Source organism: Micromonospora sp. NPDC004551 (assembly GCF_040609975.1).
Taxonomy (GTDB): Bacteria; Actinomycetota; Actinomycetes; order Mycobacteriales; family Micromonosporaceae; genus Micromonospora.
This window is the reverse complement of the sequence record NZ_JBEXLM010000001.1, coordinates 558,418-583,613: the sequence shown is the minus strand read 5'-3', so window position 1 is coordinate 583,613 and position 25,196 is coordinate 558,418. Positions and strand designations below refer to the sequence as shown.

The window sequence follows — 25,196 nt, the reverse complement described above, 5'->3', positions numbered from 1 at the left end:
GTGACCGTCACTCCCCAGGCCAACGGGGCCGCCTCCGAGCGGACCGGGCTGCGCGTGACGTACGACGGCCGGGTCCACCCGGCGGAGGAGATCGCCCGGGGCGCGGCGTTCGAGCTGTTCAGCGCCGACGAGGCGCCCGGCTTCGAGTGGGCGCCCCGACCCGGGGTGGCGTACCCGTGGCGGCGGTTCGTGCACGTCACCGAGGTGAGCGCGGTGCACGGTGCGGCCGAGCCGACCGAGGATGCCGACCCGCCGCTGCTGATGCCGCTGCACCGTGAGCACGGCTGGGCGTACCTGCACCAGCTCAGCCAGCAGCCGGGCGCGGCCGGCGACCCGTCGCTCGCGGCGGTGCGCGGCTCGGCGCTGATCCGCCCGGGTACCCGGATGGTGAAGGTGCTCTCCGCCCGGCAGCTCGCCGGCTACGTGCGGGGCTGGCTGCCGCACGGCTTCTGCCACCGGGAGCACGACGTGGCGCACCTGCGGACCCCGGCGGGGATGGCGGTGCTGCGCGGCGACTCCGAGGGCGGCGACGTGGCGTACGCGCTGCGCTGGCGCGCCGCCGACCCGGCGGACTACGACGTGCCGGTCGGCCCGGCGCACCAGGGGCTGACGGCGCTGCCGCCGCGGGACCGGCTCGGGCCGCCGGTGCTGGGCACCGGGTTCGTGCCGAGCAACGCCCAGCTCATCCCCGAGTTCGTCACCCGCGACTTCGCCGACCTGCCGATGCCGGCGAACGCCACCCTGCTCGCCTACCCGGCGGAGGGGGTGGAGGTGGTGCTCTACACCTACCAGGCGGAGCAGCGGGGCTGGCTGCGCATGGTCGGCCCGCAGTGGCGGCACCTGCTCGCCGCGGTGCCGGGCCTCTCCCCCGACCAGGAGTACGTGCCGACCGGCGACGCGCCCCGCTCGACCCAGCTCGTCGGCGCCTACGGTGGCACCGAGTACGAGGCGGTGGCCGACCAGCCGGGCGGGTTCCGGGTACTGGCCATGACCCGGACGGTCCGCTACCCGGTGGAGTCGGCGGCCCGCCGGCTGCGCTACGCCACCTGGCGCGGGGTGCCCTGCCTGGTGCTGCGGGAGGAGGCGGGCTGGCTGCGGCTGCGCCTGTGCCGGCCCGATCCGGATGCGGTCACCACGACCGGGGCGCAGTGCCACGAGCGGGGCGTCTACGAGACGTGGGCGCCGGGTGCCGAGCTGACGGACGACCGGGTGGTCGATCTGCCGTACGCGACGGAATAACGGCGACCGGGGCGGGAAAGCGCGGGCGTCCGAGACGCACGCAATGGGGAGAGAACCGGCCATGCCTTTCGTCACCGTCGGTACGGAGAATTCCGCACCTATCGACCTCTACTACGAGGACCACGGCTCCGGCCAGCCGATCGTCCTGATCCACGGGTTCCCGTTCAACGGTGCGACCTGGGAGAAGATGGCCAACCCGCTGCTCGCGGCCGGCTACCGGGTGATCACGTACGACCGGCGCGGGTTCGGCAACTCCGCCCAGCCGGCGTTCGGCTACGACTACAACACCTTCGCGGCCGACCTCGACGTGCTGATGACCGAGCTGGACCTGCGCAACGCGATCCTGATCGGGCACTCGATGGGCACCGGCGAGGTGACCCGCTACCTGGGCGCGTACGGCTCGGACCGGGTGGAGCGGGCGGTGTTGATGGCGCCGTTGGCGCCGTTCCTCCTGAAGACGCAGGACAATCCGGAAGGGGTCGACAAGAGCCTGTTCGAGGGGTTCAAGGCGGCCATCATCCAGGACCGGTTCGCCTACCTGACCCAGTTCTGCGACGCCTTCTTCAACTACAGCGAGACCAAGGGCAAGTGGGTCAGCGAGGAGGCGTACCGGGCGCACTGGGAGATCGGCGCGCGGGCGTCGGCGAAGGGCACTCACGACTCCGTGGACGCCTGGCTGACCGACTTCCGGGGCGACCTGCCGAACATCAACATCCCGGTGCTGATCATTCAGGGCGACAAGGACAACGTGCTGCCGTACCCGGTCACCGGCCAGCGGTTGCAGAACATGCTGTCCGACTGCCGGATGGTCACCCTGAAGGGGGCGCCGCACGGCACGCCGTGGACGCACCCGACCGAGGTCAATCAGGCGATCATGGAGTTCATCGGCGCGCCGAAGATGGCCCGCGCCTGAGCCACCGACGACCGCGGCCCCGGGGGGAACCCCGGGGCCGCGTCGCGTGTCGGTCGGCTCAGCCGGCCAGCCGGGCCAGCTCCTCGTCGACGATCGACGGGTCGAGCTTGCGGAACACCGGCTTCGGCGCCGCGAGCGGCCGGCCCACCGCCAGGGGTACGGACTCCCAGCGCGCCCCGACCGTGTAGTCGCCGGTCAGCACCGGGTACGCCGGCCCGCCGTCGAGGTCGTCGACCTCCTCGATCACCGGCATGGGCGCATGCACCCCGGTGCCGCCGAGCAGCTCGTGGATCTTCTGCGCGGAGTGCGGCAGGAACGGGGTGAGCAGCGTGTTGGCGTCGCTGACCACCTGGAGGGCGACGTGCAGGATGGTGCCCATCCGGGGCTTGTCGTCCTCGCCCTTGAGCTTCCAGGGCGCCTGCTCGGACAGGTACTTGTTGGCCTCGGCGACGACCTTCATGGCCTCGCCGATGGCCTGCTTCTGCCGGTGCCGGGCGATCAGGTCGCCGACCGTGGCGAAGCCCGCCTTCGCGGTGTCCAGCAGGGCCCGGTCAGCCTCGGTGAGCCCGGCCGGGTCGACCGGCGGGATCGCGCCGAAGTTCTTCGCCGCCATGGAGATGGACCGGTTGACCAGGTTGCCCCAGCCGGCGACCAGCTCGTCGTTGTTGCGGCGGAGGAACTCGGCCCAGGTGAAGTCGGTGTCGTTGCTCTCCGGGCCGGCCACCGCGATGAAGTAGCGCAGCGCGTCGGCGTCGTAGCGCTCCAGGAAGTCGCGGACGTAGATGACCACCTTGCGGGAGGAGGAGAACTTGCGGCCCTCCATGGTCAGGTACTCGCTGGAGACCACCTCGGTGGGCAGGTTGAGCCGGCCCAGCTCGCCCGGCTCGCCGTCGCGGGAGCCCTCGCCGGAGTAGCCGCCGAGCAGCGCCGGCCAGATCACCGAGTGGAAGACGATGTTGTCCTTGCCCATGAAGTAGTAGCCGCGGGCGTCCTTGCCCTCGCCGTCGGCGGACCACCACCTGCGCCAGGCCTCCGGGTCGCCGGTGCGGCGGGCCCACTCGATGGAGGCGGACAGGTAGCCGATCACCGCGTCGAACCAGACGTAGATGCGCTTGTCGGACCGGTCGCGCCAGCCGTCGAGCGGGATCGGAACGCCCCACTCCAGGTCCCGGGTGATGGCCCGGGGCTGGAGGTCGTCGAGCAGGTTGCGGGAGAACCGCAGCACGTTGGGCCGCCAGCCCTCCCGGGTGTCCAGCCACTGCCGCAGCGCCTCGGCCAGGGCGGGCAGGTCGAGGAAGAAGTGCTCGGTCTCCACGAACTCCGGCGTCTCGCCGTTGATCTTCGACTTGGGGTTGATCAGGTCGATCGGGTCGAGCTGGTTGCCGCAGTTGTCGCACTGGTCGCCACGGGCGCTGTCGTAGCCGCAGATCGGGCAGGTGCCCTCGATGTAGCGGTCGGGCAGGGTACGGCCGGTGGACGGGGAGATCGCCCCGGTGGTGACCTTGGGGACGATGTAGCCGTTGCGGTGGAGCCCCTGGAACAGCTCCTGCACCACGGCGTAGTGGTTGCGGGTGGTGGTGCGGGTGAACAGGTCGTAGGACAGGCCCAGCGCCCGGAGGTCCTCGGCGATCACCCGGTTGTAGCGGTCGGCCAGCTCACGCGGGGTGACCCCCTCGGCGTCGGCCTGCACCTGGATGGGGGTGCCGTGCTCGTCGGTGCCCGAGACCATGAGCACGTCGTGACCGGCCATCCGCATGTACCGGGCGAAGACGTCGGAGGGAACGCCGAATCCGGATACGTGGCCGATGTGGCGCGGGCCGTTGGCGTAGGGCCAGGCGACCGCGGCGAGAACGTGACTCATGAGCGTCAAGCCTAGTGATTGCCGCGGGCCACCCGCGAACCAATAGGGCGCGTCCCACGAGCCGACCCCGCCCGTACGCCCGATTTGTCGCCGACACGCGGTGTGAGCTGCCCGGCGGCCCCCGCCCGCCGGTGTGAAATGAACGGCGTGACCAGCAGACCAGCGGCGCCCGGGCCGGGCGGGCCCTCCTCCGCGCCGACGGCCGGGGAGGCCGCGCGGCGGATCCCCGCGCGCGGCGGGTCGGTGGCTCCCCAGCCCCGGCTGGACCCGGCGGACCCGCCCGTGGAGGTCGAACCGACCACCGGGGCGCCCGTGGACGCCGTCCCGCGCCGGGTGCCGGTCCGGCAGCCGCGCTGGCAGCGGCTGTCCGTCCCGGCGGACGGTGGGACCGCCTGGGCGCCGATCGAGAAGGTGCACTGGGACGGCACCCCACTGCGGGAGGAGCCGCGCCCCCGGTCCGCCCGGTGGCCGGTGCGCCGGTGGGCGGCCCGGCGCGACCCGGCCCGCCCGGCCCGGCCCCCGGACCCGGTCACCGGGCTGTCCGTCCTGCTGTCGCTGACCCTGCTGGCCGCATTCTTCGCCTGGGTGAGCGCCGGGCCGCTCTGGCTGGCCGTGGGGCACGGGACGAGCGGCACGGCGGTGATCACGGACTGCACCGGTGGCGGGCTGACCCAGCGCTGCCGGGGGCTCTTCCAGGCCGACGGGCAGCGCTTCCTGGCCCACGGGATCCGGGTCAGCGGGGTGCCGGCCGAGCGCAGCGCCACCGGCTCGGTGCTGCCCGCCCGGATGACCGGGCCGGCCGCGCACATCGCCTACGCGGACGCCGGCGCCGGCCGGCACCTGCGCTGGCTGCTCGGGCTGCTGCTGGTGGCCGGCTGCGCCGCCGGGATCGCCCGGTGGACCGGCGCGACCCGGCTGCCGGACCGCCGGCACCGCCGCTGGGCGGTGGGCATGGCCCTGGCCGGCCCGCTGCTGATCACCGCCGGCTTCCTGGCCTCGGCCTGGTAGCGGCGGTCAGCTGTGCACGACCGTGTAGACCTCGCGGCGACGTAGCCCGTACTCGGTGGCGACCTCGGTGATGGCGTCGCGCCGGGACAGCCCGGCCGCCTCGCGGGCGGCCACCGCGGCGCGCAGGGTGTCGTCGTCGGGCCGGACCGCCGCGGCCGGCGGCGCTCCGGCCACGACCAGGGTGATCTCGCCGCGCGGCTCGCCCTCCGCGGCCCACTCGGCCAGCTCGCCGAGGGGCCGGCGGACCACCTCCTCGTACGTCTTCGTCAGCTCGCGGCACACCGCGGCGGGCCGGTCCGGGCCGAACGCGTCGGCCAGGTCGGCCAGCGCACCGGCGATCCGGTGCGGCGCCTCGAACAGCACCAGGGTGCGCTCCTCGGCGGCGAGCGCGCGCAGCCGGGACCGCCGGGCGCCGGGCGTGCGGGGCAGGAAGCCCTCGAAGCAGAACCGGTCGCAGGGCAGCCCGGACAGCGCCAGGGCGGTGGTCACGGCGCTCGGGCCGGGGGCCGCGGTCACCGGGATCCCGGCGTCGAGGGCGGCCCGGACCAGCCGGTAGCCGGGGTCGGAGACGCTGGGCATGCCGCCGTCGGTGACGAGCGCGACCGTGTAGCCGCCGGCGAGCACCTCGACCAGTTCCGGGGTGCGCCGCTCCTCGTTGCCCTCGAAGTAGGAGACGATCCGGCCCGGCACGGTGACCGCCAGGTCGCGGGCCAGCCGGGTGAGCCGGCGGGTGTCCTCGGCGGCGACCACGTCGGCGGCGGCGAGCACCTCGCGGAACCGGGCGGACGCGTCGCCCGGGTTGCCCAGCGGCGCGCCGAGCAGCACCAGGCGGCCAACCTCGGACATTTCACCCACGACGTGCGCTCCTTCATCGACGGCCGTACCAATCTCGGAGACGACGGGCGCCACCGGGCACCTTCGCAGCCTACGATCGCCGGGTGACGAGTGCGTCGACAGCACAGAGCGCGAACGCGGCCGGGTCCGCCGGCGAGCCGACCAACGCCGACGGGGCCGCCGGCCCCGCCACGAGCGGCGGCGGCCGGATCCCGGCCGTCGTCCGGCGTCGGCTCGACACCGTCGACGCCCACCTCGACCGGGGGCGCGCCTGGCTGGCCACCGGTGTCGTGGTGGCGATCGCCGCGATCCTGCGCTTCGTCGGCCTGAGCGGCCCCAACGGGAAGATCTTCGACGAGATCTACTACGCCCGCGACGCCTACGGGCTGATCGACCGCGGCGTCGAGTGGAACTACAAGGACAACGGCCCGTCGTACGTGGTGCACCCGCCGCTGGGCAAGTGGCTCATCGGCCTCGGCGAGTGGGCCTTCGGCTACCAGGACGCGGAGACGAAGATCTCCGTGCCGGGGCACCTGATGACCACCGCCCCCGAGTTCGGCTGGCGGTTCGCGGCGGCCGTCGCCGGCACCCTGTCGGTGCTGCTGCTGGTGCGCATCGGCCGGCGGATGTTCCGCTCCACCACCCTGGGCTGCGCGGCCGGGCTGCTGCTCGCCCTGGACGGCTTCCACTTCGTGCTCTCCCGCACCGCGCTGCTCGACATCTTCCTGCTGCTGTTCGTGCTGGCCGCGTTCGGTGCCCTGGTGCTCGACCGCGACGCCCGGCGCCGGCGCTGGGCCCGGGCCCTGGAGGCGGGGCTCGACCCGTCGCTGCCGGGGCGGGCGGGGCGTCCGCCGTCGACCTGGCGCGACTGGCCGTGGTGGCGGCTGGCCGCCGGGGTGCTGCTCGGCTGCGCGTGCGCGGTGAAGTGGAGCGGCCTCTACTTCGTCCCGGCCTTCGCGCTGCTGGTGCTCCTCTGGGAGGTCGGCGTCCGCCGTTCGGCCGGGGTCCGCCGTCCGTGGCGGGACGCCCTGCTCGACGAGCTGCCGTGGCTGCTGGCGGCCGGCGTGCTCATGGTCGTCACCTACGTGCTCACCTGGTCGGGTTGGCTGCTCGGCGACGAGGGCTACTACCGCCTGGCCAGCCGCTACCCGAACACGCCGGGGCTGAGCGACACCCCGGTCATCGGGCCGCTGATCAACCTGTGGGAATACCACAAGGCCGCGTACGGCTTCCACACCCAGCTCGACGACCCGCACAAGTACCAGTCCTGGCCGTGGCAGTGGCTGCTGCTCGGCCGGCCGGTGGCCTTCTACTGGTCCGGCGACGGCAACTGCGGCGCGCCGAGCTGCGCCTCGGAGATCCTGCTGCTGGGCACGCCGCTGCTCTGGTGGTCGTTCCTGCCGGCGCTGGCGGCGACGGTCTGGCTCGGGCTGGCGCGGCGCGACTGGCGGGCCGGCGCCATCCTGCTCAGCGTGGCCGCCGGCCTGCTGCCCTGGTTCTGGTTCGCCCTCGACGGCCGCACGATGTTCTCGTTCTACGCCGCGCCTGCGGTGCCGTTCCTCGTGCTCGCGGTGGTCTACGTGCTCGGCGCGATCATCTCGCCCGCCCCGGCCGCCGGCACGGCGGCGCCGCCAAGCGCCGAGGAGACCTCCGACCGCCGGCTGATCGGCGGGATCATCGCGGGCGCGTACGTGCTGCTGGTCGCCCTCTGCTTCGGCTACTTCTATCCGATCTTCGTGGGCCGGCTCATGGCCTACGCGGACTGGTCCGCCCGGATGTGGCTGGACGGTCGCTGGATCTGATCGGCGCGGCCCGGCCGAAAACCGGTTGCGATCACGCGTCGGCCGTTGCAGGCGGCCGGGGGGCCCGGAACCGGAGGCACGAAAAAGCGCGCCCCGATCGCCTGCCACGGGGGAAGCGGGCGATTGGGGCGCGCAAGACAGAGCTTAACCACAGTGTGGCAGCGGCACAACGGGTCGGCCCTGGTCAGATTTCCGACGAATGCGCCACCCCCCAAATGGTTTACATCGGGCACGTTACGGTGGGTCACACTGCGGAAACATTACGAATTCCTTACTGTTCACCGACGCGCGGACGGGCACCGCACGGCCCCTGACGATGAGCTCGGCGCATCGATCGATCTTGATTGCCGGACCCGGATGATCTTCCACAGTGGATCTCACTACACTTCGCCCGGTGATCAACAAGAGACGATCGGCGGCCGTCCTTCTCGGACTGCTGGCGACGACCGCGCTGATCGGTCCGCCGCCCGCCGCGGCCGACGACGGGACCACCGAACCCCCTGCCGAGCCACCCAAGGTCGAGCTGGTCCTCGACGTCAGCGGCTCGATGCGGGCGCGGGACATCGACGGGCGCAGCCGGATCTCGGTGGCGCAGCAGGCGTTCAACGAGGTGGTCGACGCGCTGCCGGACGAGACCCAGCTCGGCATCCGGGTGCTCGGCGCCACCTACCGGGGTGAGGACAAGAAGCAGGGCTGCCGGGACACCCAGCAGATCGTGCCGGTCGGCCCCGTGGACCGTACGCAGGCCAAGGCGGCCGTCGCCACGCTGCGCCCGACCGGCTTCACCCCGGTGGGGCTGGCGCTCCGGTCCGCCGCGCAGGACCTGGGCACCGGCAGCACCGCCCGCCGGATCGTGCTGATCACCGACGGCGAGGACACCTGCGCCCCGCCCGACCCCTGCCAGGTGGCCCGTGAGCTGGCCGCCCAGGGCACCCGGCTGGTCGTCGACACGCTCGGCCTGGCTCCCGACGAGAAGGTCCGCCGGCAGCTGCTCTGCATCGCCGGGGCGACCGGCGGCACGTACACGGCGGCGCAGAGCGCCGACGAGCTGACCGGGCGCATCAAGCAGCTGGTGGACCGGGCCCGGGACACCTACACCGCCACCCCGACCGTGGTCGGCGGGTCGGCCGGCTGCGACGATGCCCCGCTCCTCGCCCCCGGCGTCTACACCGACCGGGAGGCGTTCGCCGAGCACCGCTGGTACCGGGTGCCGGTACGCCCCGGGCAGGAGCTGCGCGCCTCGGTGAGCCTCGCGCTGGACCGGCCGGTGAACCCGGACTACGGCGTGCTGCTGCGGGCCACCGCACCGGACGGGCGGGAACTGGTCCGGGGTGTCGACGCGGGCAGCGGGCGCACCGACGTGGTCTCGGCCGGGCTGCGCTGGTCGGCCGCCGAGGAGGAGCCCGGCCCCGAGCCCACCCCGAGCGGGGTGCAGGCGGCGCGGACCGTGTGCCTCGTGGTCAGCAACTCGTTCGCGCCGCGCCCCGGCACCCAGGTCACCCCGGGCATGCCGGTGGAGCTGACCGTCGACGTGGTCGCCGCGTCCCCCGCCCCGGACGGGCCGGACCTCGGCCGCGGCTGGGTGCTGCTGCTTTTGCTCACCCTGGCCGGGCTGGTCACCGGGCTGATCGCCGGCCTGCTCACCCGCTGGTGGGTGGCCACGTGGAGGTAAGACTGACGATGCGTACGCTGATCCGCTCCGCCGCGGCGCTGGCCGCCGCCGGCCTGGCCCTCGCTCCGGCGGCCGCCGCCGCGGCGCCGACGCCCTCGCCCGGCGCGGCCACGGTCACCAAGGCCGGCACCTCGTTCCTGACCGCCACGACCATCACCCCCGGCCAGCCGGTCCGGGTGGGCGCCTCGACCGGCGACCATCTCTACTGGTCGTTCCGCGCCGAGGCCGGCCAGGTCCACGAGGTCACGGCCACGGTCTCCTTCGGCAAGGCGCGCACCGGCGCGTCCACCTGGACCGTCGACGTCTTCGACGGACTGCGCCGCCGCCAGGCGTGCACGGCCGGCGCGCAGACCCCGACCGCGGCGGCGACCGCGACCAGCGTGGCGCTGGGCTGCACGCTGCGCCGGGTCCGGCCCTGGGCGGAGCCGTGGTCCGGCGACCCGCTGCCCGGCACCTACTACCTCCGGCTCTCGGTCACCGACCTGCCCGAACCCGACCTGGGCCTGCCGGTCGAGGTGGACCTGCTGGTCGGCGCCGACACCGACGGCGGCGGGTCCGGCGACGACGGGAAGCTGGCGGCGCCGCTGGTGGCGAACACGAAGGCCGGCACGGTGCTCACCGCGGAGCCGGCGCCGGAGCCCGTCGCCGAGGAGGAGGGCGGCCTCACCGGCTGGCTACCGGAGCCCGGCTCGCGCTGGGTGTGGACCAGCGTCGGCGGCGTGCTGGCCGCCGTGGCGGGAGTGGTGGGCTTCGCGCTCACCCGGCGGCCCCGCCGCCCCTGAGCCCGCGACCGGTGGCCGCCCCGAACCCGACGCGGCGGCCACCGGAAGCGCGGGTCAGAGGGTGCGCGGGGTGCGCGGCACCCAGCCGATGAACCGGTCCTGGAGGGAGCCGACCGGGGCGGCGCGCAGGTCCTGCGTGGCGGCGGCCAGGCAGGAGCCGAGATAGACGCTCAGCGAGGCACGGTCCACCCGGTACTCGTCCAGCAGCCGCCGGCGCTTCGTGGCACAGGGCCACTCGTCGCCGCAGGAGCCACAGATCCAGTCGGGGGTCACGGGGGCGTGCTCGCCCGATCGTGATCCCGACGCCTTCGCGCCAGGCGTCATCGGCCGATCCTCTCGTGAGTGGACTCGTGCTTGTGGACGGTGTCTCCCCAGAACGATCAAACAGCGCCCCGGAACGCTCCGGCGTTACATGGTTGCGGTACGTTCCCCCCTCATGCGGGACCTACTGCCGCCCGAGGTCGCCGTGGCGGTGGCCGGCGCCGCGGACTGGACCGGCGCGCTGCTCCCGGCCGAGCGCGCCGGCCTGGGCGAGCGGGCCGTGGCCGGCCGCCGCCGCGACTTCACCGCCGGCCGGGTGTGCGCCCGCCGGGCGCTGGCCGGGCTGGGGCTGCCGGCCACGCCGGTGCCCGCCGGCACCGACCGCGCCCCGGTCTGGCCGCCCGGCATCGTCGGCGCCATCACCCACACCCGGGACTACTGCGCGGCCGCCGCCGCCCGCGCCGCCGAGATCCGCGCCGTCGGCATCGACGCCGAGCGCCACCGGGACCTTCCCACCGGGGTACGCCGGAAGGTCTGCCTGCCCGAGGAGGAGGCGGAACTGGCCCGGCTGCCGCGCGAGGTGGCCTGGCCGGTCGTGCTGTTCAGCGTCAAGGAGACCGTCTACAAGGTGTGGCGGCCGCTCGTCGGGACCTGGCTGGACTTTCCCGACGCCCGGGTCACGCTCGACCCCGAGGCGGGCACGTTCACCGCCCGGATCGCGCCGGCCCGGCTCGCCGCCGCCCCGCTGACCGATCCGCCGTCGTCGATAGCCGGTCGGTTCGCGGTGGATGCCGATCTGGTGCGCACCGCCGCCGTTCTGGTACCGGGGTGAGGGCCTGACGGTCGCGTTGCGACGGGCTTGTACCGTCGTTCCGACTGTCGATCTCGAAGGTGCCCCAAGGAGTACGGTGAGCCACCCTCAGCCTCCGTTCGGACCGCAGGACCCGAACCAGCCGCCTCAGGAACCGCCGACCCAGGCGTTCCCCACCGCGCCGATGCCGCCGGTGCCCGGCAGCCCGCAGCCGGTCTCGGGCGCGCCGCAGCCGCCGACCTCGGGTGCGCCGTACCCGCCGCAGCCGCCGTACCCGCCGGCGGGTGGCGGGTACCCGTCCGCCCCGGAGTCGCCGTACGCGCCGCAGCCGCCGTACGCGCCGCAGCCGCCGACCTCGGGTGCCCCGTACCCGCCGCCGGGCGCGCCGCAGCCGCCGTACCCGGCGGCCGGGGCCGCGTTCCCCCCGCCGCCCGGGCAGTTCCCGCCGCCCCCGGGTGAGGCGTACCCGCCGACCGGGCCATACCCGCCCGCGCCCGGGCAGTTCGGCCCGCCGGCCAAGAAGTCCAACAAGAACGTCTGGATCACCGTCGGCATCGTGGTGGCGGTCATGCTGCTGCTCTGCTGCGGCGGCGGCATCTTCGCCATCTACAGCGGGGCGCAGAAGACCAAGGACGCCATCGACAGCCTCCCCACCCCCGGGGTCACCTACAGCGACCCGGTCGACGACACCCCGACCGGCGGCACCTCGGCGACGCCGGAGCCGGGCAAGACCGACAACGAGACCTTCAACATGCCGTCCGGCGACACGCTGATCGTCAACGACGACGACGGCACCGTCGAGATCACGGTCAGCAACTTCCGGACCAAGGACAAGGCCTGCCAGGAGTTCATGCCGGATCCGAAGAACGGCATGTACCTGATCGCCGACGTGACCGCCGAGGTCACCAAGGGCACCGGTTCGATCAACCCGTTCTTCTTCAAGTGGGTCGGCGCCGACGGCACCGAGGAGAGCGGCGTCGGTGGCGCCTTCTCCGGCTGCGGCAAGCTGATGGGCTCGGGCAACAACCTGCCCAGCGGCAGCAAGCGCACCGGGCAGCTCATCTTCGACGTCAAGAACAAGAGCGGCACGCTGGAGTACCAGCACCACCTGCGTACCGCGGGCTCCTGGAAGCCGTAACGGCCCACGTGCGGCGGCAAGGGGGCCGGTCCCGTGTGGACCGGCCCCCTTCGCGTCGCCCGAACCGGTCGGGCACGGCGGTCGACGGCGTCGGTCCGGCCGCCGTCAGCCTGGCTCGGTTTCCCCACCGACGGCCGCCCGCTCGACGTCGCTCAGCGTGCGCAGCCCGCCCTCCGTGAGGACCTGCCCCGCCCGTACGGCCACCCCGACCCCGGGGGCGTCCAGCCAATCCGGGTCCAGGTCGTCCTCCCAGGCCACGATGGCCGCCGCCAGCTCGCCGGCCGACTCGTCCCGGCCCTGCACGAGGGCCTCGGCCAGCCGCAGGTACGCGCCGGCCCGGGTGCCCTCGAACTCCTCGGCCATCGCCGTGATCCGGCCGACGACCTGACGCCCGTGCACGGGGTAAAGCCCGGCCAGGGCGGCCAGCACGAAGCGCACCGCGGGCACCTCGACCTCCCACCGCCTCAGCAGGGCCGGCAGCTCCCGGTCGACCGCGCGGTACACCTCCTCGGTCCAGGAGGCGGGCTCCGGCGGCTCGCCGTGGACCAGCGCCACCTCGGCGCCGGCGATCAGGCCGTCCCCGAGTCGGCCGGCGGCGATGAGCAGCCACGCGTGCAGGTGGAGGCGCTGCCGGGCGGGTAAAGCCCCGGAGCGGATCAGCCGCGACAGGTACGGCAGCGCCGGCGCGGTGGCCGAGTAGCAGGTCCCCTGGTGCAGCAGGTCGTCGCCGAACAGCTCGTCGAGGATCTCGTCCCAGTCGCCGTACGGGTCGGCCAGCTCGCGCAGCAGGCCGGGAATGTCCTCGGCGGAGCCGTGGGCGTGGGACAGCTCGGCCCAGGGCACGTCGTCCAACCCGGACAGGTCGATCGGCACGTCCTCGACGGCGATGTCCGGGGTCAGCGCCAGCGGCGCGGAGGGCGGGGGCGGCACGACCACGACGGTCGGGATCGGCGGGCGCGTCCCCGGGTTCGTGCGCACCACGGGGGCCTGGGCCTCTCGATAGCTGGGCAGCCTGCTCACGTCGAAACGGCTGCCGCCGGCGGCGTACCCGCCGTGCTCGCGGGCGATGAGGCCGGCGGCGCTGGCCACCGCCTCGATGGTCCGGTGCCCGACGGTGTCCACCGGGTACGGCCCCTCGTCGAGGACCGTCACCAGCCAACCGCCGCGCGGTGACGGCCGGGCCGTGACGTAGGCGAACCCGTGTGTGGACAGGGCCTCCACCAGGTCCCGGGCCTGCTCCTCACCGGGTACCTCGAAATCGTTCGTTCCCGCCATCGCGGACCAACCCGCCATGTCCCCGCTCCCTCCGGCTCGTGCTCGCTCCGGGGAGCCTGCCACCCGAAGGGAAGCCGGTGTGCACCCCGCCCGCGAGACCTACCACCCGGGCCTGCTCGCGGCCTGGCCCGGCGGAAGCGCTGACCAGCCCGCTCGGGTTTCACTCCTCGACGGGCGGGGACGCCGCGGGCGGAGGGCGCGACGGCGCCACGACGGCAGGGGAGGCGACATGAGCGTCGAACGGGCGAAGGACGACCTCGAGGATCTGGCCGGCCCGGCCCGGGCGCGGTTGGGCGACATGAACCGGGACGAGCGGTCCGAGGCGGACGAGGTGCGGCGCCAGGACGCCGTCCGGGGCAAGCGCCCCGGCGAGCACGTCCAGCAGGACGCCGGGGACGCGCGGGACGACTTCACCGCCTGATCGACCGGTCTCCGGTGCGGCGGGAACCCGGCTGACCAGTGGTTCCCGTCGGCCGGGTGGCCGATCACCACTCGTCGCTCCGGGCGACCAGTCGGAACATTCCGACCTGACAGGCCGTCGAGGTGTCGGCACTGAGGGTGCCCGATTAGCCGCTAGCAATTGTTGCGGCTGAAAGCAGACTGAGAGGCGTGACGTACCCACCGCCGCAGGACCCGTGGCGCGGGCAGGCGCCGCCGCCCCCGCCGCCGCCCCACCAGCAGCCGACCGCCAAGTTCGACGCGGTCCCGCCGTACCCGATGGGCCAGTACCCGGCCGCTCCGCCGCGGCAGTCGTGGTGGCGCCGCCTCTCGCGCGGCGCGCAGGTCGCCATCGTGACGGCGGGTGTCCTGGTGCTCTGCTGCTGCGGCGGCGTCGCCATCGGCGCGGTCGCCGACTCTCCGGCGGACACCGGCAAGAAGGACGCCGCCCCGGCCACCTCAGCGCCGAACGGCGGCGAGGCCGCCGCTCCCGCTCCGGCCGTGGCCGATGTCGCCACCCCGACGGCGGCGGCCAGCACGACCGAGGCGGCGCCGAGCGAGTCGCCGTCCCCGCAGGTGGAGACCCGGATCGTCACGACGACCGAGAAGATCGCCTACTCGACCAGGACGGTCAAGGACTCCTCCCTTGCCGAGGGCACGAAGAAGATCCGGACCCGCGGGGCGGCGGGCGTCCGCACGCTCACCTACCAGGTGACCGTCACCGACGGCGTGCAGACCGGGAAGAAGCTCGTGCGTTCCGTGGTCACGAAGGCGCCGGTCACGCAGGTGATTGCCGTCGGGACCAAGCAGACGCGGCAGTGCGACCCGAACTACAGCGGCGCCTGCGTGCCGATCGCCAGCGACGTCGACTGCGCCGGCGGCAGCGGCAACGGCCCCGCGTACGTCGACGGGCCGGTGCGGGTGGTGGGCGAGGACATCTACGACCTGGACCGCGACGGCGACGGGATCGCCTGCGACACCTGACGGCGCAACCGCCGCGACCGGATCGCTGGCGTGCCGAAGGCGGCACCGGTGAGCGTGTGCGACACCGGGCGGCCCAGGCGCTCCACCGTGGCGGTGAACTCCGCCAGCGTGACCCGCTCCTGGGCCTCCGGGCACGTCGACGCGTACGCCGCCGCGTCGTCCCGCCGTTCCAGGTGCTGGACGAACCGCTCGGCCGCCAGCCGTGGCTCGTCGATGTCCGGGCCGGTGGATCCTCGCCGAGTTCGCCGGATCGTGGGGCGGCACCAACGGGTTCCGGTTGATGCCCCCGACCCGCTCGCCGAGTCGCCGGCCGCGCCGGTCGAGCCGAGGAACTTCCACCGGGAGTTCAAGACCCGCTGCCGCAAAGCCCGCGTCCGGGAGATCTCCGTGCACACCACCCGGCCCGCCTGCACCACCCTGCTGGTGGCTCTCGACGTCCACCCCAGGGTCATGATGCGGATCCTCCGGCACAGCCAGATCGCCGTGACCATGAACGTCTACGCCCGAGTCGCCTCGGAGGCGGCCGAGACGGCCCTCACGCGGCTCGGTGACCAGTTCCTGTGACCTGCGGTACTGTCGCCCGATCTCGATTAACTGAAGGAGTGCCAGGGTGGAGCCGTGGGGGATCTCGCATGACGCCTTCGGTCGGCTTCGCCTCGCCCACTTCGTAGCGGCGGAGCACCTTGAGCAGCTTCGCGGCTGGGAGTACCTGGAGCGTTGCTGGGTTGGGGAGGCGTCGGGCTTCACGGAGTGGCTTCGTCTTGAGTCGGCTCCCGAGGTAACGCGTTCGGTAGCGATCGACCTCGTCGCCCTGCCGGAGCCGACGGCTCAGAGCATGATCGACGCACTCCGGCTCCCCCTACGGGCAGGACTGGACCAGCAAGAGATCACCGGCGTCTTCGGCGAGCCCACCGGCACAGAGAGATTCGTGCCGGATCGAGTCACCCTCGTCTTCCGCATTGGCGCTGCCGAGCCCTACGAACTGACCTGCACGGTTCACGAGGAGCAGGGGCTGATCTACCTCACGATGCATCCCACACCGCTGCCGGATTAGCTCGCGGCCAGCCCCATCGACCCTGCGGTCGATCACTGCTGTACCTCGCTGCTGTACAAGATCGAAAAAGGCCGTCCCCCACCATGGGAAACGGCCCTTGAACTGGGTGGAGCTGAGGGGATTTGAACCCCTGACCCCCTCGATGCGAACGAGGTGCGCTACCGGTCTGCGCCACAGCCCCTCCGCTGGCGTACCAGCGTCGGTCCCACCCGGCTTGCACCGGGCGGGCCGGCGCCAAGGTTAACAGGTCGGGCAGCTCCGACGCGAACCGCCCCACCGGACCAGGAGATCTTGGAGGGAAACGGCCCCCACCGGGGCCCAAACCCTCCAAGATCTCCCGAGCCGCCCCTCAGGCCGGCGCGTACGCCAGGTTCAGCACCCCGCTCTTCAGCGTCTCGCTGCTCACCAGCCGCAGCGGGCAGGTCGGCGTGTCCTCGAAGAGCCGCTGCCCGTGGCCCACGGCGATCGGGTGGACCAGCAGCCGCAGCTCGTCGAGCAGGCCGTTGGCCAGCAGCCACCGGACCGTGGTGGCGCCGCCCGACATGGAGATCTCCCCGTCGGCGCTCTCCTTGATCTCCCGCAGCCGCGCCGCGACCCGGTCGGAGTCGCCCGAGATCAGCTGCGAGTTCTGCCAGGTCGTCTGGGTGAGCGTGTTGGACAGCACGTACTTCGGCACCGAGTTGATGAACGATGCGAACTCGATGTCGTCCCCCGTCTGGCCGGGCCAGTACTCCGACCACTCCTGGTACTGCGTGCGCCCCATGAGGAACGCCGTGGTCCCCGCCACCCCGCGACCCACGACGGCGCCCATCTCGTCGTCGAAGTAGGGGAAGTGCCACTGGTCGGGCCGCTCCACGACACCGTCCAGCGAGATGAAGAAGTTCGACACGATCGTGGCCATCACAAGCTCCCCTGGTTACGGCCGGCTCCGCACCGGCCTTCACCAACCCGTCGAACGACACCCACCGGATTCGACAACGCCGGCGGAAGATTTTTTAAGCGCCCCGCCCGCTCTGGTACGGCCGCCCCCGCAGGCCGCCGGCCCGGCGGTAGGAGACCGAGCCACCGCTCGCCGCGGGCGGCAGGTCCGCGGGCCGGTCCAGCCCCATGGCGGTACGCCGCACCGCCTCGCGCTGGGCGGCCAGGCGGCGCTGCGCCTCCCGCCGGGCCGCGGCGCGCCGGGCCTGCTCGCGGCGCACCTCGGCCTGGCGGGCGGCCAGCCACGCGGCCTCCCGGGCCTCCGCGCGCCGCCGCCGGCGCCCGGCGAGGGCCCGCTGCCGCAGGTGTACGACGTACGCCACGAGCAGCGTGCCGGTGACCGAGACGCTGATCCAGAATCCGGGGCTGACCAGCACCACGCCGATCAGTTCGACGAGGTTGAGCAGCAGCAGAGCGGCGAGCACCCGGCGCCGCCGGTAGACGGCCGGCGTGTGCCGCCGCTTCGCGGGGTGCCGTCGGCGGGACTTGGCGGGGGCGGGCGGCACCGAGCGGAGCCGGCCCGAGCGGCGGCGGGACGGTGGCGCCGATACCGGACGGGCGAGACCACCCGTGCTGACATCTTCACTCAGCGTGACAATGAGGGCGCGGGGTGGGCGCACCGGCCGCCGTCCGGGCACGGTGCGACGTCGACGGCGGCGCTGGAGCACCCGGGCCGTCGACTGCGCCCGCTCCGCCACCAGCCGCTCGGTGGCGTCGTACCGGCGGACCAGCGCCGGCGCGAGGGCGAGCAGACCGGCGGCGGCGAGGACGGCGAGGAGCACCGAGGTCGGCACCCTCACCCCTCCCGTCACCAAGTTCGGGGCGAGCGCCACACGACCGCAACTTCTTCCGTCGCCCGTCGTTGATGGCGCAGATCGTGCGGGCAGGCAGCGCTTGCCACAGCTTGCAGTTACTTGAGGTTACGGGCCGCCGACCGACTTCACCGTGCGCCGCGCCGGGCGTGGCGAGTGGGAGCCTTCACCCGCGGTTGTCACGCACGCGGTGCCACCGGGCCAGCAGGCCGCCCTCGGCGAACACTTCCTCACTGGTCATCGCGTATCCGATGTGGTCACGCCAGGCGCCGTCGATGTGCATGTAACGCACGTGGTAGGCCTCCTCGCGGAAGCCGAGCTTCTCCACCACCCGGCGGGACGGCTGGTTCTCCGGCCGGATGTTCACCTCGATCCGGTGCAGCCCGCCGGGGCCGAACGCGTGGTCCACGGCCAGAGCCACCGCAGTGGGGATGACGCCGCGACCGGCGACCCGGGAGTCCACCCAGTAGCCCACGTAGCCGGAGCAGAAGGCGCGCCGCACGATGCTGCCGACGTTGAGGTGGCCGACAAGCCTCTCGGTGCCGTTCTCGCGCAGGCAGACCGCGAACGGCATGCCGTCACCGGTCCGCGCGGACTTCCGCTGGTCGGCATGCACGTAGCGGAACGCGGCCGGTGAGTTCATCTCGTCCCAGCTGCCCGGGAGGTGGGACTCCCAGGGGGACAGCCAGGCGCGGTTGGCCCGCCGGATCTCCGACCAGCTGATCGCGTCGGAACGCCGGTACGGCCGCAGCACCACCGGACCGTCCACGAGCACCGCCGGCCATCCTGGCGGCCGCCGGAACCAACTCACCGGCGCCGGTCCAGCAGGAGAACATCCACCGTGGAGCCCGCCGCCGCGGTGGTGACCCGTTCGCCGAGGACGAGCAGGCCGTTCGCCTCGGCGAGGCCGGAGAGGGTGAACGGCCCACCGGCGAGTGGCTGCACGGTGTAGCCGCCGCCGCGCCGCTCGGCTACGTGCGCGGGGCGGAACTCGCGCAGCCCCACCGGGGACGAGACCGTCTCCAGCAGGTGCGCCCGGACGCTGGGCCGGAACACCGGCTCGGCGCCGGCCAGCAACTGGATGGCCGGGCGGGCCAGCACCTCGAAGCCGATCAGCGCCGCGCCTGGCTCACCGGGAAGACACACCACCGGCACCTCCTCGGCGCCGACCGTACCGAATCCGAGGGCCGTTCCGGGATAGAGGGCGACCTCTGTGAACGTGACCGGCCCGGCCCGGCCGCCCTCGCGGCGGGACAGGATCCGGCGCACCATGTCGCCCGGGCCGGTGCCGGTGCCGCCCGTGGTGATGATGAGGTCGGCCCGCAGGGTCTGGTCCTCCAGCAGGCCGCGCAACGCCTCCGGGTCGTCGTCGCAGATCCCGACGCGGTACGCCAGCGCGCCCGCCTCGGCCGCAGCGGCGGTCAGCGCGTGCGAGTTGGTGTCCACCACCTGGCCGGGCTGGCTGCCCCGGCCCACGTCGACCAGCTCGTCGCCGGTGGCCACGATGACCACCCGCGGGCTGGGCCGGACCACCACGTGCCCGATGCCGGTGGCGGCGAACACCGCGACCAGGGCCGGCGAGACGTACGCACCGGCACGGGCGAGCAGCGTGCCGGCGGGCAGCTCCTCACCGGCGCGGCGCACGCCGTAGCCCCGCTTGGGGGCGCGGAAGATCTCGACGGCGGCCATGCCCTGGTCGGTCCACTCGACGGGGACCACCACGTCGGCGCCGACGGGCAGGGGCGCCCCCGCCGCCACCGAGAAGCAGGAGCCGGGGGTGAGCCGGACCGGCCGCCAGCTCGCCGCGCCCAGGTCGCCGACCACGTTCAGCCGGATGCTGCGCCCACCGGGGATACCGGAGGGGGCCGGGACGTAGCCCGGCCCCCGGCTTCCTCCGGAGATGTCCTCCCAGCGCGCGGCGTACCCGTCCACCGCCGCCTGGTCGAAGGCGGGGTACGAGTGCGGCGCGACCACGTCCTCGGCGAGAACGTTGCCGTACGCCTGGGTGAGGTCGAGGTCGAGCGGAGGCAGCGCGCGTAACCTGCGCAGCACGCTGCCCAGGTAGTCGGCGAGCGGCGTCAACTCGTTCGCGGCCGCCTCGGCGTCGGCCGTCGCGGTCATGTACCGGCACCGCCGGACTGGTCGCGCATCCCGTTCAGGATCGCCGCGGTGACCGTCTCGTCGCCGTTGTTGACGAACTCGGTCAGCCACTTGCGGAACTCGGCGCCCAGGTCCTCGCGCTCGACGGCGATCTGCACCACGGTCTGGAGGTAGCCGAGTGGCTGGCCGGTGTCGTAGCGGGTGCCCCGGTAGACGATGGCGTGCACGGGCACCCCCTCGTTGCGCAGGATCTCCATGGCGTCGGTCAGCTGGATCTCCCCGCCGCTGCCCGGCTCGGTGCGCCGAATCGCGTCGAAGATCTTCCCGGGGAGCACGTAGCGGCCGAGGACGGCCAGGTTGCTCGGCGCGTCCTCCGGCTTCGGCTTCTCCACCATGCCGGTGACCCGGACGACCTCGGCGAGGTCGCCGAACTCGGGCCCGGCCGGTTCGACCGAGGCGATGCCGTAGCGCGAGGTCTCGGACGGGTCGACCTCGAAGAACGCCAGCACGACGCCGCCGGTGCGGGCCTGGAGGTCCAGCATGGCCGGCAGCAGCGGCTCGTCCATCTTGACGAACTCGTCGCCGAGCAGCACCGCGAAGGGCGCGTCGCCGACGTGCGACTCGGCGTAGCCGACGGCATGGCCGAGGCCGAGCTGTTCGGGCTGGCGGCAGGTGTAGATCTCGGCCAGGTCCTCGGTGCGCTTGACGGCGGCCAGCAGCTCGGGCTTGCTCTCCAGCCGCTCCTCCAGGTCGGGCCGGCGGTCGAAGTGGTCCACCATGGCCGTCTTGCCGCGCCCGGTGATCAGCAGCACGTCGTTGAGCCCGGCCTGGGCGGCCTCCTCGACGATGTACTGGAGCACCGGCCGGTCGACCACCGGCAGCAGCTCCTTGGGGACCGCCTTCGTGGCCGGCAGGAACCGGGTGGCCAGGCCGGCCGCCGGGATGACGGCCTTGACGGCGCGGGAGCGACCGGTCGCGGCGGTCGCTGAGGGGTTCGCTGAGTGCTCCGACATGTCGCGAGACTATCGGCCACGGCTCTGCCGCGGCGGGTGAGGACCGGAAGACGCGCCGCCCTGTGCCGCCGTCGCGGCGTCGCCGGCGCCGGGCCGGGGCTGTCCGTCGGGCGGGCTGACCGCGGCGACCACCACCGGCATCTCCTGGGTGGGGACCGGGTCGGGGGGCAGCGCCAGCCGGTAGCCGTCGCGGCCGGCGGCCTTGGCCGCGTAGAGCGCGTCGTCGGCGGCGTCGAGCACCTGCTGGCCACCGGCCGCGTGGTCCGGGTACACGGCGATGCCGATGGAGACGGTCACCGGCACCCGGATGGGCTCCCCCCCGTGCCCCTCCACCGCGACCGGCTGGTCCCGGACCACCGAGCCGAGCCGCTCGGCGACGATCGTGGCGCCCCGGGCGTCGGTCTCCGGCAGCAGCACCACGAACTCCTCGCCGCCGTGCCGGAACGCGAGGTCGACCTCCCGGATCTCGCCGCGTACCCGGCGGGCGAACTCGATCAGCACCGCGTCCCCGGCGGCGTGGCCCCAGGTGTCGTTGACGTGCTTGAACCGGTCCAGGTCGAGGGCGAGCACGCTGAGCATGCGGCCGAAGCGGTTGGCCCGCTCGACCTCGCGGCGGATCGACTCGCGCAGGTAGCGGTAGTTCCACAGCCCGGTGAGCGGGTCGGTCAGCGAGAGCCGCTGGGCCTCCTCGTGCACCCGGACGTTCTCCACCGCCACCGCCGCGTGCCCGGCGAAGGTCCGCAGGGTGACGAGGTCGTCCTCGTCGAACCCGTCGGCGCCGGGCCGGTCGTAGAGGGCCAGCACGCCGAGAGCGCGGTCGGGGTCGGCCGGATCGCCGTCGGCCGGAGGATGGCCGGGCCGGTCCGGGCCGCCGCGCGGTTCCGCGCCGCGGGGAGCGGCGAACGGCACCGCCACGTACGTCTCGCAGGACGGCTCCCCGGTCGGCGCGTCCGGCGGCTCCCACCGGCCGCGTAGCGGCTCCCCGGTGGCGGCCACCGTGCCGAGCACCCCGGCGCCGACCGGCACCCGCAGCGTGGCCGGGTCGGCCGGGTCCCCGGTCGGCCAGCGCCCGTCCAGCCCTTCGACGCACTGGCCGACCAGCGCGCCGTCGCCGTCGACCAGCAGCACGGCGCCGGCCCGGGCGCCGGTGGCGGCGATCGCGCTGTGCAGGATCACCCGCAGGATGCGTTGCAGGTCATGGGTGCTGGCCAGGGTGTCGCCGAGCACGGTCAGGTGGCCGCGGAGCTGATCCCGGCTGCTGGTCAGGGCGGCGACATAGCTGCCGGTCTCCCGGGTCATCCGGTTGAACGCGCCGGCCAGCCGCCCGATCTCGTCGCGGGTGCGGACCGGCACCCGGGTGGTGAGGTCGCCCTGTGCCACCCGGTCCACCGCTCCCGCCAGCTCGACTAGGGGCCGGGTGGTGACCCGGGCCAGCCGCCAGGCGGCCACCACGGCCAGCAGGGCGGCCAGCACCACGGCACCGACCAGAGCCGCGTAGAGCCCGGGTGGGCGCTCCCCCGGCACCGAGAGCACCAGCGCCAGCGGTTGGCCGGGGGCGGGGCCGACCCGGCGCACGTACCGGCCGTCGGCGGTGCCGGTCACCCGGTCCCCGTCCGCCTGGCGGGCGGCGGCCAGCACCGCTGCGCGTACCTCCCGGTCCTCGGTCGTCTGGGTGATCCGGCCCGGGTCGTCGAGGAGGGTGACCCCGGCCCCGGTCACGGCGGCGAGCCGCGCCACGAAGGCCGGGTCGACGGGCTGCGCGGCGGCGACCGTGCCCAGGTCGGCGCCGGCCGGATCGCGGAGCCGGACCCGGGCGGCGAGCGCGCGGACCGGGCCGGCGGTCGCGTCGGCGGCGCAGTCCTGCCAGGGCCCGGCGGGGCCACCGGGAGTGGCGTAGCTGGTGTTGCCGGCCGGGCCCGCGATCAGCACGGCGGCGGCCAGGCCCCGGGCGACCACCTGGTCGGCCGCGCGGGGCCGGGCGGCCGGATCGGCGACGAGTGCGACCGCGTCGGCCGCCGCACGGAGCTGCTGGCAGAGCGCGTCGACGGAGGTGCGCACCCCGGCCGCCGCGACGCCCAGGCGCTCGGTGGCGCGGCCACGGTCGACGGCGCTCAGGGTGGACCCGACGAAGAACGCGCCGAGCAGGACGGGGCCGAGCACCACCGTGAGGAACGCCGCCGTCAACCGCCCGCGTAGCGTCAAGCTTCCCCCCGGAAGTACCGCGCCCCTTCCTGCGATGCTGACACAGAGCGACCGGGAGGCAAGCGTTGCGTCAGGAGTGTTGCGTGCCGGAATTTTCTGATGAAGCGGATGTGGCCAAGCGGGACCTGCGGGTCGCGCTGCTCGCCCACCGCCGGTCGCTGTCGGCGCCGCACCGGGCGGAGGCCGCGGCGGCCGTCCAGGCCGGGCTCGTCGATCTGGTACGCCGGCTGCGGCCGGCCCGGATGACCGCGTACGTGCCGGTCGGCTCCGAGCCGGGCGGGAACGACCTGCCCGCGGTGCTGCGGGCGGCGCTGCCACCGGAGGCCGAACTGCTGCTGCCGGTGCTCCTCGACGACCTCGACCTGGACTGGGCCGCCTACACCGACCCGGCGTCGCTGCGGGCCGCCGGCCGGGGCCTGCGCGAGCCGACCGGCCCGCCGCTGGGGAGCTCGGCCGTGGCCGGTGCCGACCTCGTGGTGGTGCCGGCCGTGGCGGTGGACCGCCGGGGCTTCCGGCTGGGCCGGGGCGGCGGCTCGTACGACCGGGCGCTGGCCCGGGTGCCCGCCACGGTCCCCACGGTCGCCCTGCTGCACGACGGGGAGCTGGTCGACGCCGTTCCGGCGCAGCCCCACGACCAGCCGGTGCGGTTCGTGATCACGCCCGGCGACGGGCTGGTGGCGGTGCCGGATGTGGCCCAAGGCGCTTCCGCTGGACGAACCCGGGTTCCATGACGCACCATTGGCACTCGAATCCGTCGAGTGCCAACCGGCTGTGCCAGGATCCGGAGGAGAACGTGCCCACGTACCAGTACGCCTGCACCGCGTGCGGCCACCAGCTCGAGGCGGTGCAGTCCTTCTCTGACGCGCCGCTGACCGAGTGCCCGGCGTGTGAGGGGCGGCTGCGCAAGGTCTTCAACTCGGTCGGCATCGTGTTCAAGGGCTCCGGCTTCTACCGCACGGACTCCCGTTCGTCCGGTTCCGACAGCGCCACGAGCACCACGAGCAAGCCGGCGAAGTCGGAGTCGTCGACCAGCGGCTCGTCCGACAGCTCGTCCAGCGGTTCGAGCAACGGCTCGTCCAGCGCGTCCGGCTCGTCCAGCTCGTCCTCTGGCTCGTCGGCCAGCAAGGCACCGGCGGCCAGCAGCTCCTCCTGACCCCGTCAGGCTCCCCGAAAAGTGGTCATCCCACGCGGATGACCACTTTTCGCGTTTCCCGGCGGGTCCCCTCCCGACACGCGGCACCCACCCACCCCGCCCACCCACCCACCGGCGTTGATCAAGAAGTTTGCGTCAAAATCTCGCGCCCTGGTGACGCAAACCTCTTGATCAACGATGCCAGGGCCCGGTTGTCCACAGGCTGGCGGGTTTTCCACAGGCGGGCCGGTGGGGGCGGCGGGGGACGTCGCTTGGCACCTAGCCTGCCCGCGTACGGGTCGGAGCCGTGGGTGGGAGGGCGCTGTGGCGGGTGGGGAGGCATCGCTGCGGCCGGTGCGGTGGCGCGGGCTGCCCCGGGGGCGAACGCTGCTCCGGGTGGCGCTGGTCGCGGTGCTGCTCGGGCTGGCCGCGGCCGTCCTGCAAACCCCGGCCGGCTGTCCGCCTGGCGCGGTCCCGGCCGTGGCTCCCACCCCGACCGGTGGCGCCCCGGCTGGCGGTGCTCCTTCTGGCGGCACGTCGCCCGGTAGCGCCCCGGCTGGCGGCGCTCAAGCCGGTGGTGATCGTCGGGCCGCCGCCCTGCCGCTGCCGGCCGGGGCGGTCGGGGTGCCGATCCGCCTCGCCGAGCCGGCCGCGCTGGCGGTGCTCCGGCCGGGTGCCCGGGTGGACCTGCTGGTCGTGCCGGCCGGCGGGGCGGCGGCGGCCACCCTGCTCGCGCCGCGGGCGCTGGTCCTCGACGTGGTGGGTGCGGCCGGGGCCGTCGACGGCTCCTCGGCGCTCTACCTGGCGCTCCGCCCCGAGCAGGCCCAGCGCGCGGTCGGCCTGCCCGAGGGCAGCCGCTTCGCCGTGGTCGTCCGCGAATGAGCCGG

25 protein-coding genes and 1 tRNA gene are annotated in these 25,196 nt (G+C 74.0%); 15 read left to right on the top strand and 11 right to left on the bottom strand.

Going from position 1 to position 25,196, the window contains the following annotated elements; genetic code table 11:
- Window positions 1-1,239 carry a hypothetical protein gene (locus ABZW14_RS02970; RefSeq protein WP_355338758.1) on the top strand — a complete coding sequence of 413 codons (1,239 nt, stop codon included), beginning with the start codon at window positions 1-3 and terminating at the stop codon, window positions 1,237-1,239.
- A 61-nt stretch (window positions 1,240-1,300) separates the two neighbouring features.
- Window positions 1,301-2,152 carry an alpha/beta hydrolase gene (locus tag ABZW14_RS02965; protein WP_355338755.1) on the top strand — a complete coding sequence of 284 codons (852 nt, stop codon included), beginning with the start codon at window positions 1,301-1,303 and terminating at the stop codon, window positions 2,150-2,152.
- Between the two features lie 58 nt (window positions 2,153-2,210).
- Here the strand turns inward: ABZW14_RS02965 and metG are convergent, their stop codons facing one another.
- Entirely contained in the window at window positions 2,211-4,013 is a 1,803-nt protein-coding gene (gene metG, locus ABZW14_RS02960) for a methionine--tRNA ligase (protein WP_355338752.1), read from the bottom strand.
- A gap of 138 nt (window positions 4,014-4,151) precedes the next feature.
- Here metG and ABZW14_RS02955 point away from each other — a divergent pair, with 138 nt between their 5' ends.
- Window positions 4,152-5,021, top strand: a complete 870-nt coding sequence (locus ABZW14_RS02955; protein WP_355338749.1) for a hypothetical protein — start codon at window positions 4,152-4,154, stop codon at window positions 5,019-5,021.
- 6 nt (window positions 5,022-5,027) lie between these two features.
- Here ABZW14_RS02955 and rsmI read toward each other — a convergent pair whose 3' ends face one another.
- On the bottom strand, window positions 5,028-5,876 hold the full coding sequence (gene rsmI, locus ABZW14_RS02950; RefSeq protein WP_355338746.1) for a 16S rRNA (cytidine(1402)-2'-O)-methyltransferase: 849 nt from the start codon (window positions 5,874-5,876) through the stop codon (window positions 5,028-5,030).
- 83 nt (window positions 5,877-5,959) lie between these two features.
- Here rsmI and ABZW14_RS02945 point away from each other — a divergent pair, with 83 nt between their 5' ends.
- The 3 genes from ABZW14_RS02945 to ABZW14_RS02935 all read left to right on the top strand — a co-directional run bounded on the left by ABZW14_RS02945 (window position 5,960) and on the right by ABZW14_RS02935 (window position 10,111).
- Complete coding sequence (locus ABZW14_RS02945; protein ID WP_355338743.1) at window positions 5,960-7,657, top strand: phospholipid carrier-dependent glycosyltransferase; 1,698 nt, start codon at window positions 5,960-5,962, stop codon at window positions 7,655-7,657.
- Window positions 7,658-8,051: 394 nt separating this feature from the next.
- Window positions 8,052-9,329, top strand: coding sequence for a VWA domain-containing protein (locus tag ABZW14_RS02940; RefSeq protein WP_355338740.1), 1,278 nt, complete (start codon window positions 8,052-8,054; stop codon window positions 9,327-9,329).
- 8 nt (window positions 9,330-9,337) lie between these two features.
- Window positions 9,338-10,111 carry a peptidase gene (locus ABZW14_RS02935; RefSeq protein ID WP_355339396.1) on the top strand — a complete coding sequence of 258 codons (774 nt, stop codon included), beginning with the start codon at window positions 9,338-9,340 and terminating at the stop codon, window positions 10,109-10,111.
- A gap of 54 nt (window positions 10,112-10,165) precedes the next feature.
- Here the strand turns inward: ABZW14_RS02935 and ABZW14_RS02930 are convergent, their stop codons facing one another.
- Entirely contained in the window at window positions 10,166-10,384 is a 219-nt protein-coding gene (locus tag ABZW14_RS02930; RefSeq protein WP_355338737.1) for a hypothetical protein, read from the bottom strand.
- A gap of 163 nt (window positions 10,385-10,547) precedes the next feature.
- Between ABZW14_RS02930 and ABZW14_RS02925 the strand changes: the two genes are divergently transcribed.
- Together ABZW14_RS02925 and ABZW14_RS02920 are read left to right on the top strand one after the other, a co-directional pair.
- Window positions 10,548-11,204: a 4'-phosphopantetheinyl transferase superfamily protein gene (locus ABZW14_RS02925; RefSeq protein ID WP_355338734.1), complete on the top strand. Its 657-nt coding sequence runs from the start codon at window positions 10,548-10,550 to the stop codon at window positions 11,202-11,204.
- Window positions 11,205-11,280: 76 nt separating this feature from the next.
- Entirely contained in the window at window positions 11,281-12,321 is a 1,041-nt protein-coding gene (locus ABZW14_RS02920; protein ID WP_355338731.1) for a DUF4352 domain-containing protein, read from the top strand.
- A gap of 105 nt (window positions 12,322-12,426) precedes the next feature.
- On the opposite strand, the gene ABZW14_RS02915 is transcribed toward ABZW14_RS02920, so the two are convergent.
- Window positions 12,427-13,614, bottom strand: a complete 1,188-nt coding sequence (locus tag ABZW14_RS02915; protein ID WP_355338728.1) for a hypothetical protein — start codon at window positions 13,612-13,614, stop codon at window positions 12,427-12,429.
- Between the two features lie 211 nt (window positions 13,615-13,825).
- Here ABZW14_RS02915 and ABZW14_RS02910 point away from each other — a divergent pair, with 211 nt between their 5' ends.
- The 4 genes from ABZW14_RS02910 (at window position 13,826) to ABZW14_RS02895 (ending at window position 16,072) form a co-directional block, all read left to right on the top strand.
- The gene (locus ABZW14_RS02910; RefSeq protein ID WP_355338725.1) at window positions 13,826-14,017 is read left to right on the top strand and encodes a general stress protein CsbD; all 192 of its coding nucleotides are present in this window, start codon (window positions 13,826-13,828) and stop codon (window positions 14,015-14,017) included.
- A 188-nt stretch (window positions 14,018-14,205) separates the two neighbouring features.
- A complete protein-coding gene (locus ABZW14_RS02905; protein ID WP_355338722.1) occupies window positions 14,206-15,018 on the top strand; it encodes a G5 domain-containing protein in 813 nt (270 codons plus the stop codon).
- Window positions 15,019-15,105: 87 nt separating this feature from the next.
- Window positions 15,106-15,582 (top strand): hypothetical protein, encoded by a 477-nt coding sequence (locus ABZW14_RS02900; RefSeq protein ID WP_355338719.1) that lies wholly within the window; start codon window positions 15,106-15,108, stop codon window positions 15,580-15,582.
- Window positions 15,583-15,628: 46 nt separating this feature from the next.
- Window positions 15,629-16,072 carry a hypothetical protein gene (locus ABZW14_RS02895; RefSeq protein ID WP_355338716.1) on the top strand — a complete coding sequence of 148 codons (444 nt, stop codon included), beginning with the start codon at window positions 15,629-15,631 and terminating at the stop codon, window positions 16,070-16,072.
- 107 nt (window positions 16,073-16,179) lie between these two features.
- On the opposite strand, the gene ABZW14_RS02890 is transcribed toward ABZW14_RS02895, so the two are convergent.
- The 7 genes from ABZW14_RS02890 to ABZW14_RS02860 form a co-directional block, all read right to left on the bottom strand.
- Window positions 16,180-16,253: transfer RNA gene (locus tag ABZW14_RS02890), tRNA-Ala, on the bottom strand.
- 168 nt (window positions 16,254-16,421) lie between these two features.
- Window positions 16,422-16,973: a dihydrofolate reductase family protein gene (locus ABZW14_RS02885; protein ID WP_355338713.1), complete on the bottom strand. Its 552-nt coding sequence runs from the start codon at window positions 16,971-16,973 to the stop codon at window positions 16,422-16,424.
- A 94-nt stretch (window positions 16,974-17,067) separates the two neighbouring features.
- Window positions 17,068-17,850 (bottom strand): hypothetical protein, encoded by a 783-nt coding sequence (locus ABZW14_RS02880; RefSeq protein ID WP_355338710.1) that lies wholly within the window; start codon window positions 17,848-17,850, stop codon window positions 17,068-17,070.
- A 178-nt stretch (window positions 17,851-18,028) separates the two neighbouring features.
- Window positions 18,029-18,637 (bottom strand): GNAT family protein, encoded by a 609-nt coding sequence (locus ABZW14_RS02875; RefSeq protein ID WP_355338707.1) that lies wholly within the window; start codon window positions 18,635-18,637, stop codon window positions 18,029-18,031.
- A gap of 32 nt (window positions 18,638-18,669) precedes the next feature.
- Window positions 18,670-19,983 (bottom strand): gephyrin-like molybdotransferase Glp, encoded by a 1,314-nt coding sequence (gene glp / locus ABZW14_RS02870; protein WP_355338704.1) that lies wholly within the window; start codon window positions 19,981-19,983, stop codon window positions 18,670-18,672.
- Complete coding sequence (locus ABZW14_RS02865; RefSeq protein WP_355338701.1) at window positions 19,980-20,975, bottom strand: UTP--glucose-1-phosphate uridylyltransferase; 996 nt, start codon at window positions 20,973-20,975, stop codon at window positions 19,980-19,982. The genes glp and ABZW14_RS02865 overlap by 4 nt, the downstream gene beginning before the upstream one ends.
- 9 nt (window positions 20,976-20,984) lie before the next feature.
- Window positions 20,985-23,177, bottom strand: a complete 2,193-nt coding sequence (locus ABZW14_RS02860) for a diguanylate cyclase (RefSeq protein WP_355338698.1) — start codon at window positions 23,175-23,177, stop codon at window positions 20,985-20,987.
- An 83-nt stretch (window positions 23,178-23,260) separates the two neighbouring features.
- On the opposite strand from ABZW14_RS02860, the gene ABZW14_RS02855 reads away from it, so the two are divergent.
- The 3 genes from ABZW14_RS02855 (at window position 23,261) to ABZW14_RS02845 (ending at window position 25,191) form a co-directional block, all read left to right on the top strand.
- Window positions 23,261-23,908: a 5-formyltetrahydrofolate cyclo-ligase gene (locus ABZW14_RS02855; RefSeq protein ID WP_355338696.1), complete on the top strand. Its 648-nt coding sequence runs from the start codon at window positions 23,261-23,263 to the stop codon at window positions 23,906-23,908.
- A 62-nt stretch (window positions 23,909-23,970) separates the two neighbouring features.
- Window positions 23,971-24,330, top strand: coding sequence for an FmdB family zinc ribbon protein (locus ABZW14_RS02850; protein ID WP_355338693.1), 360 nt, complete (start codon window positions 23,971-23,973; stop codon window positions 24,328-24,330).
- A 303-nt stretch (window positions 24,331-24,633) separates the two neighbouring features.
- Complete coding sequence (locus tag ABZW14_RS02845; protein ID WP_355338690.1) at window positions 24,634-25,191, top strand: flagellar biosynthesis protein FlgA; 558 nt, start codon at window positions 24,634-24,636, stop codon at window positions 25,189-25,191.
- Window positions 25,192-25,196: the final 5 nt, after the last annotated feature.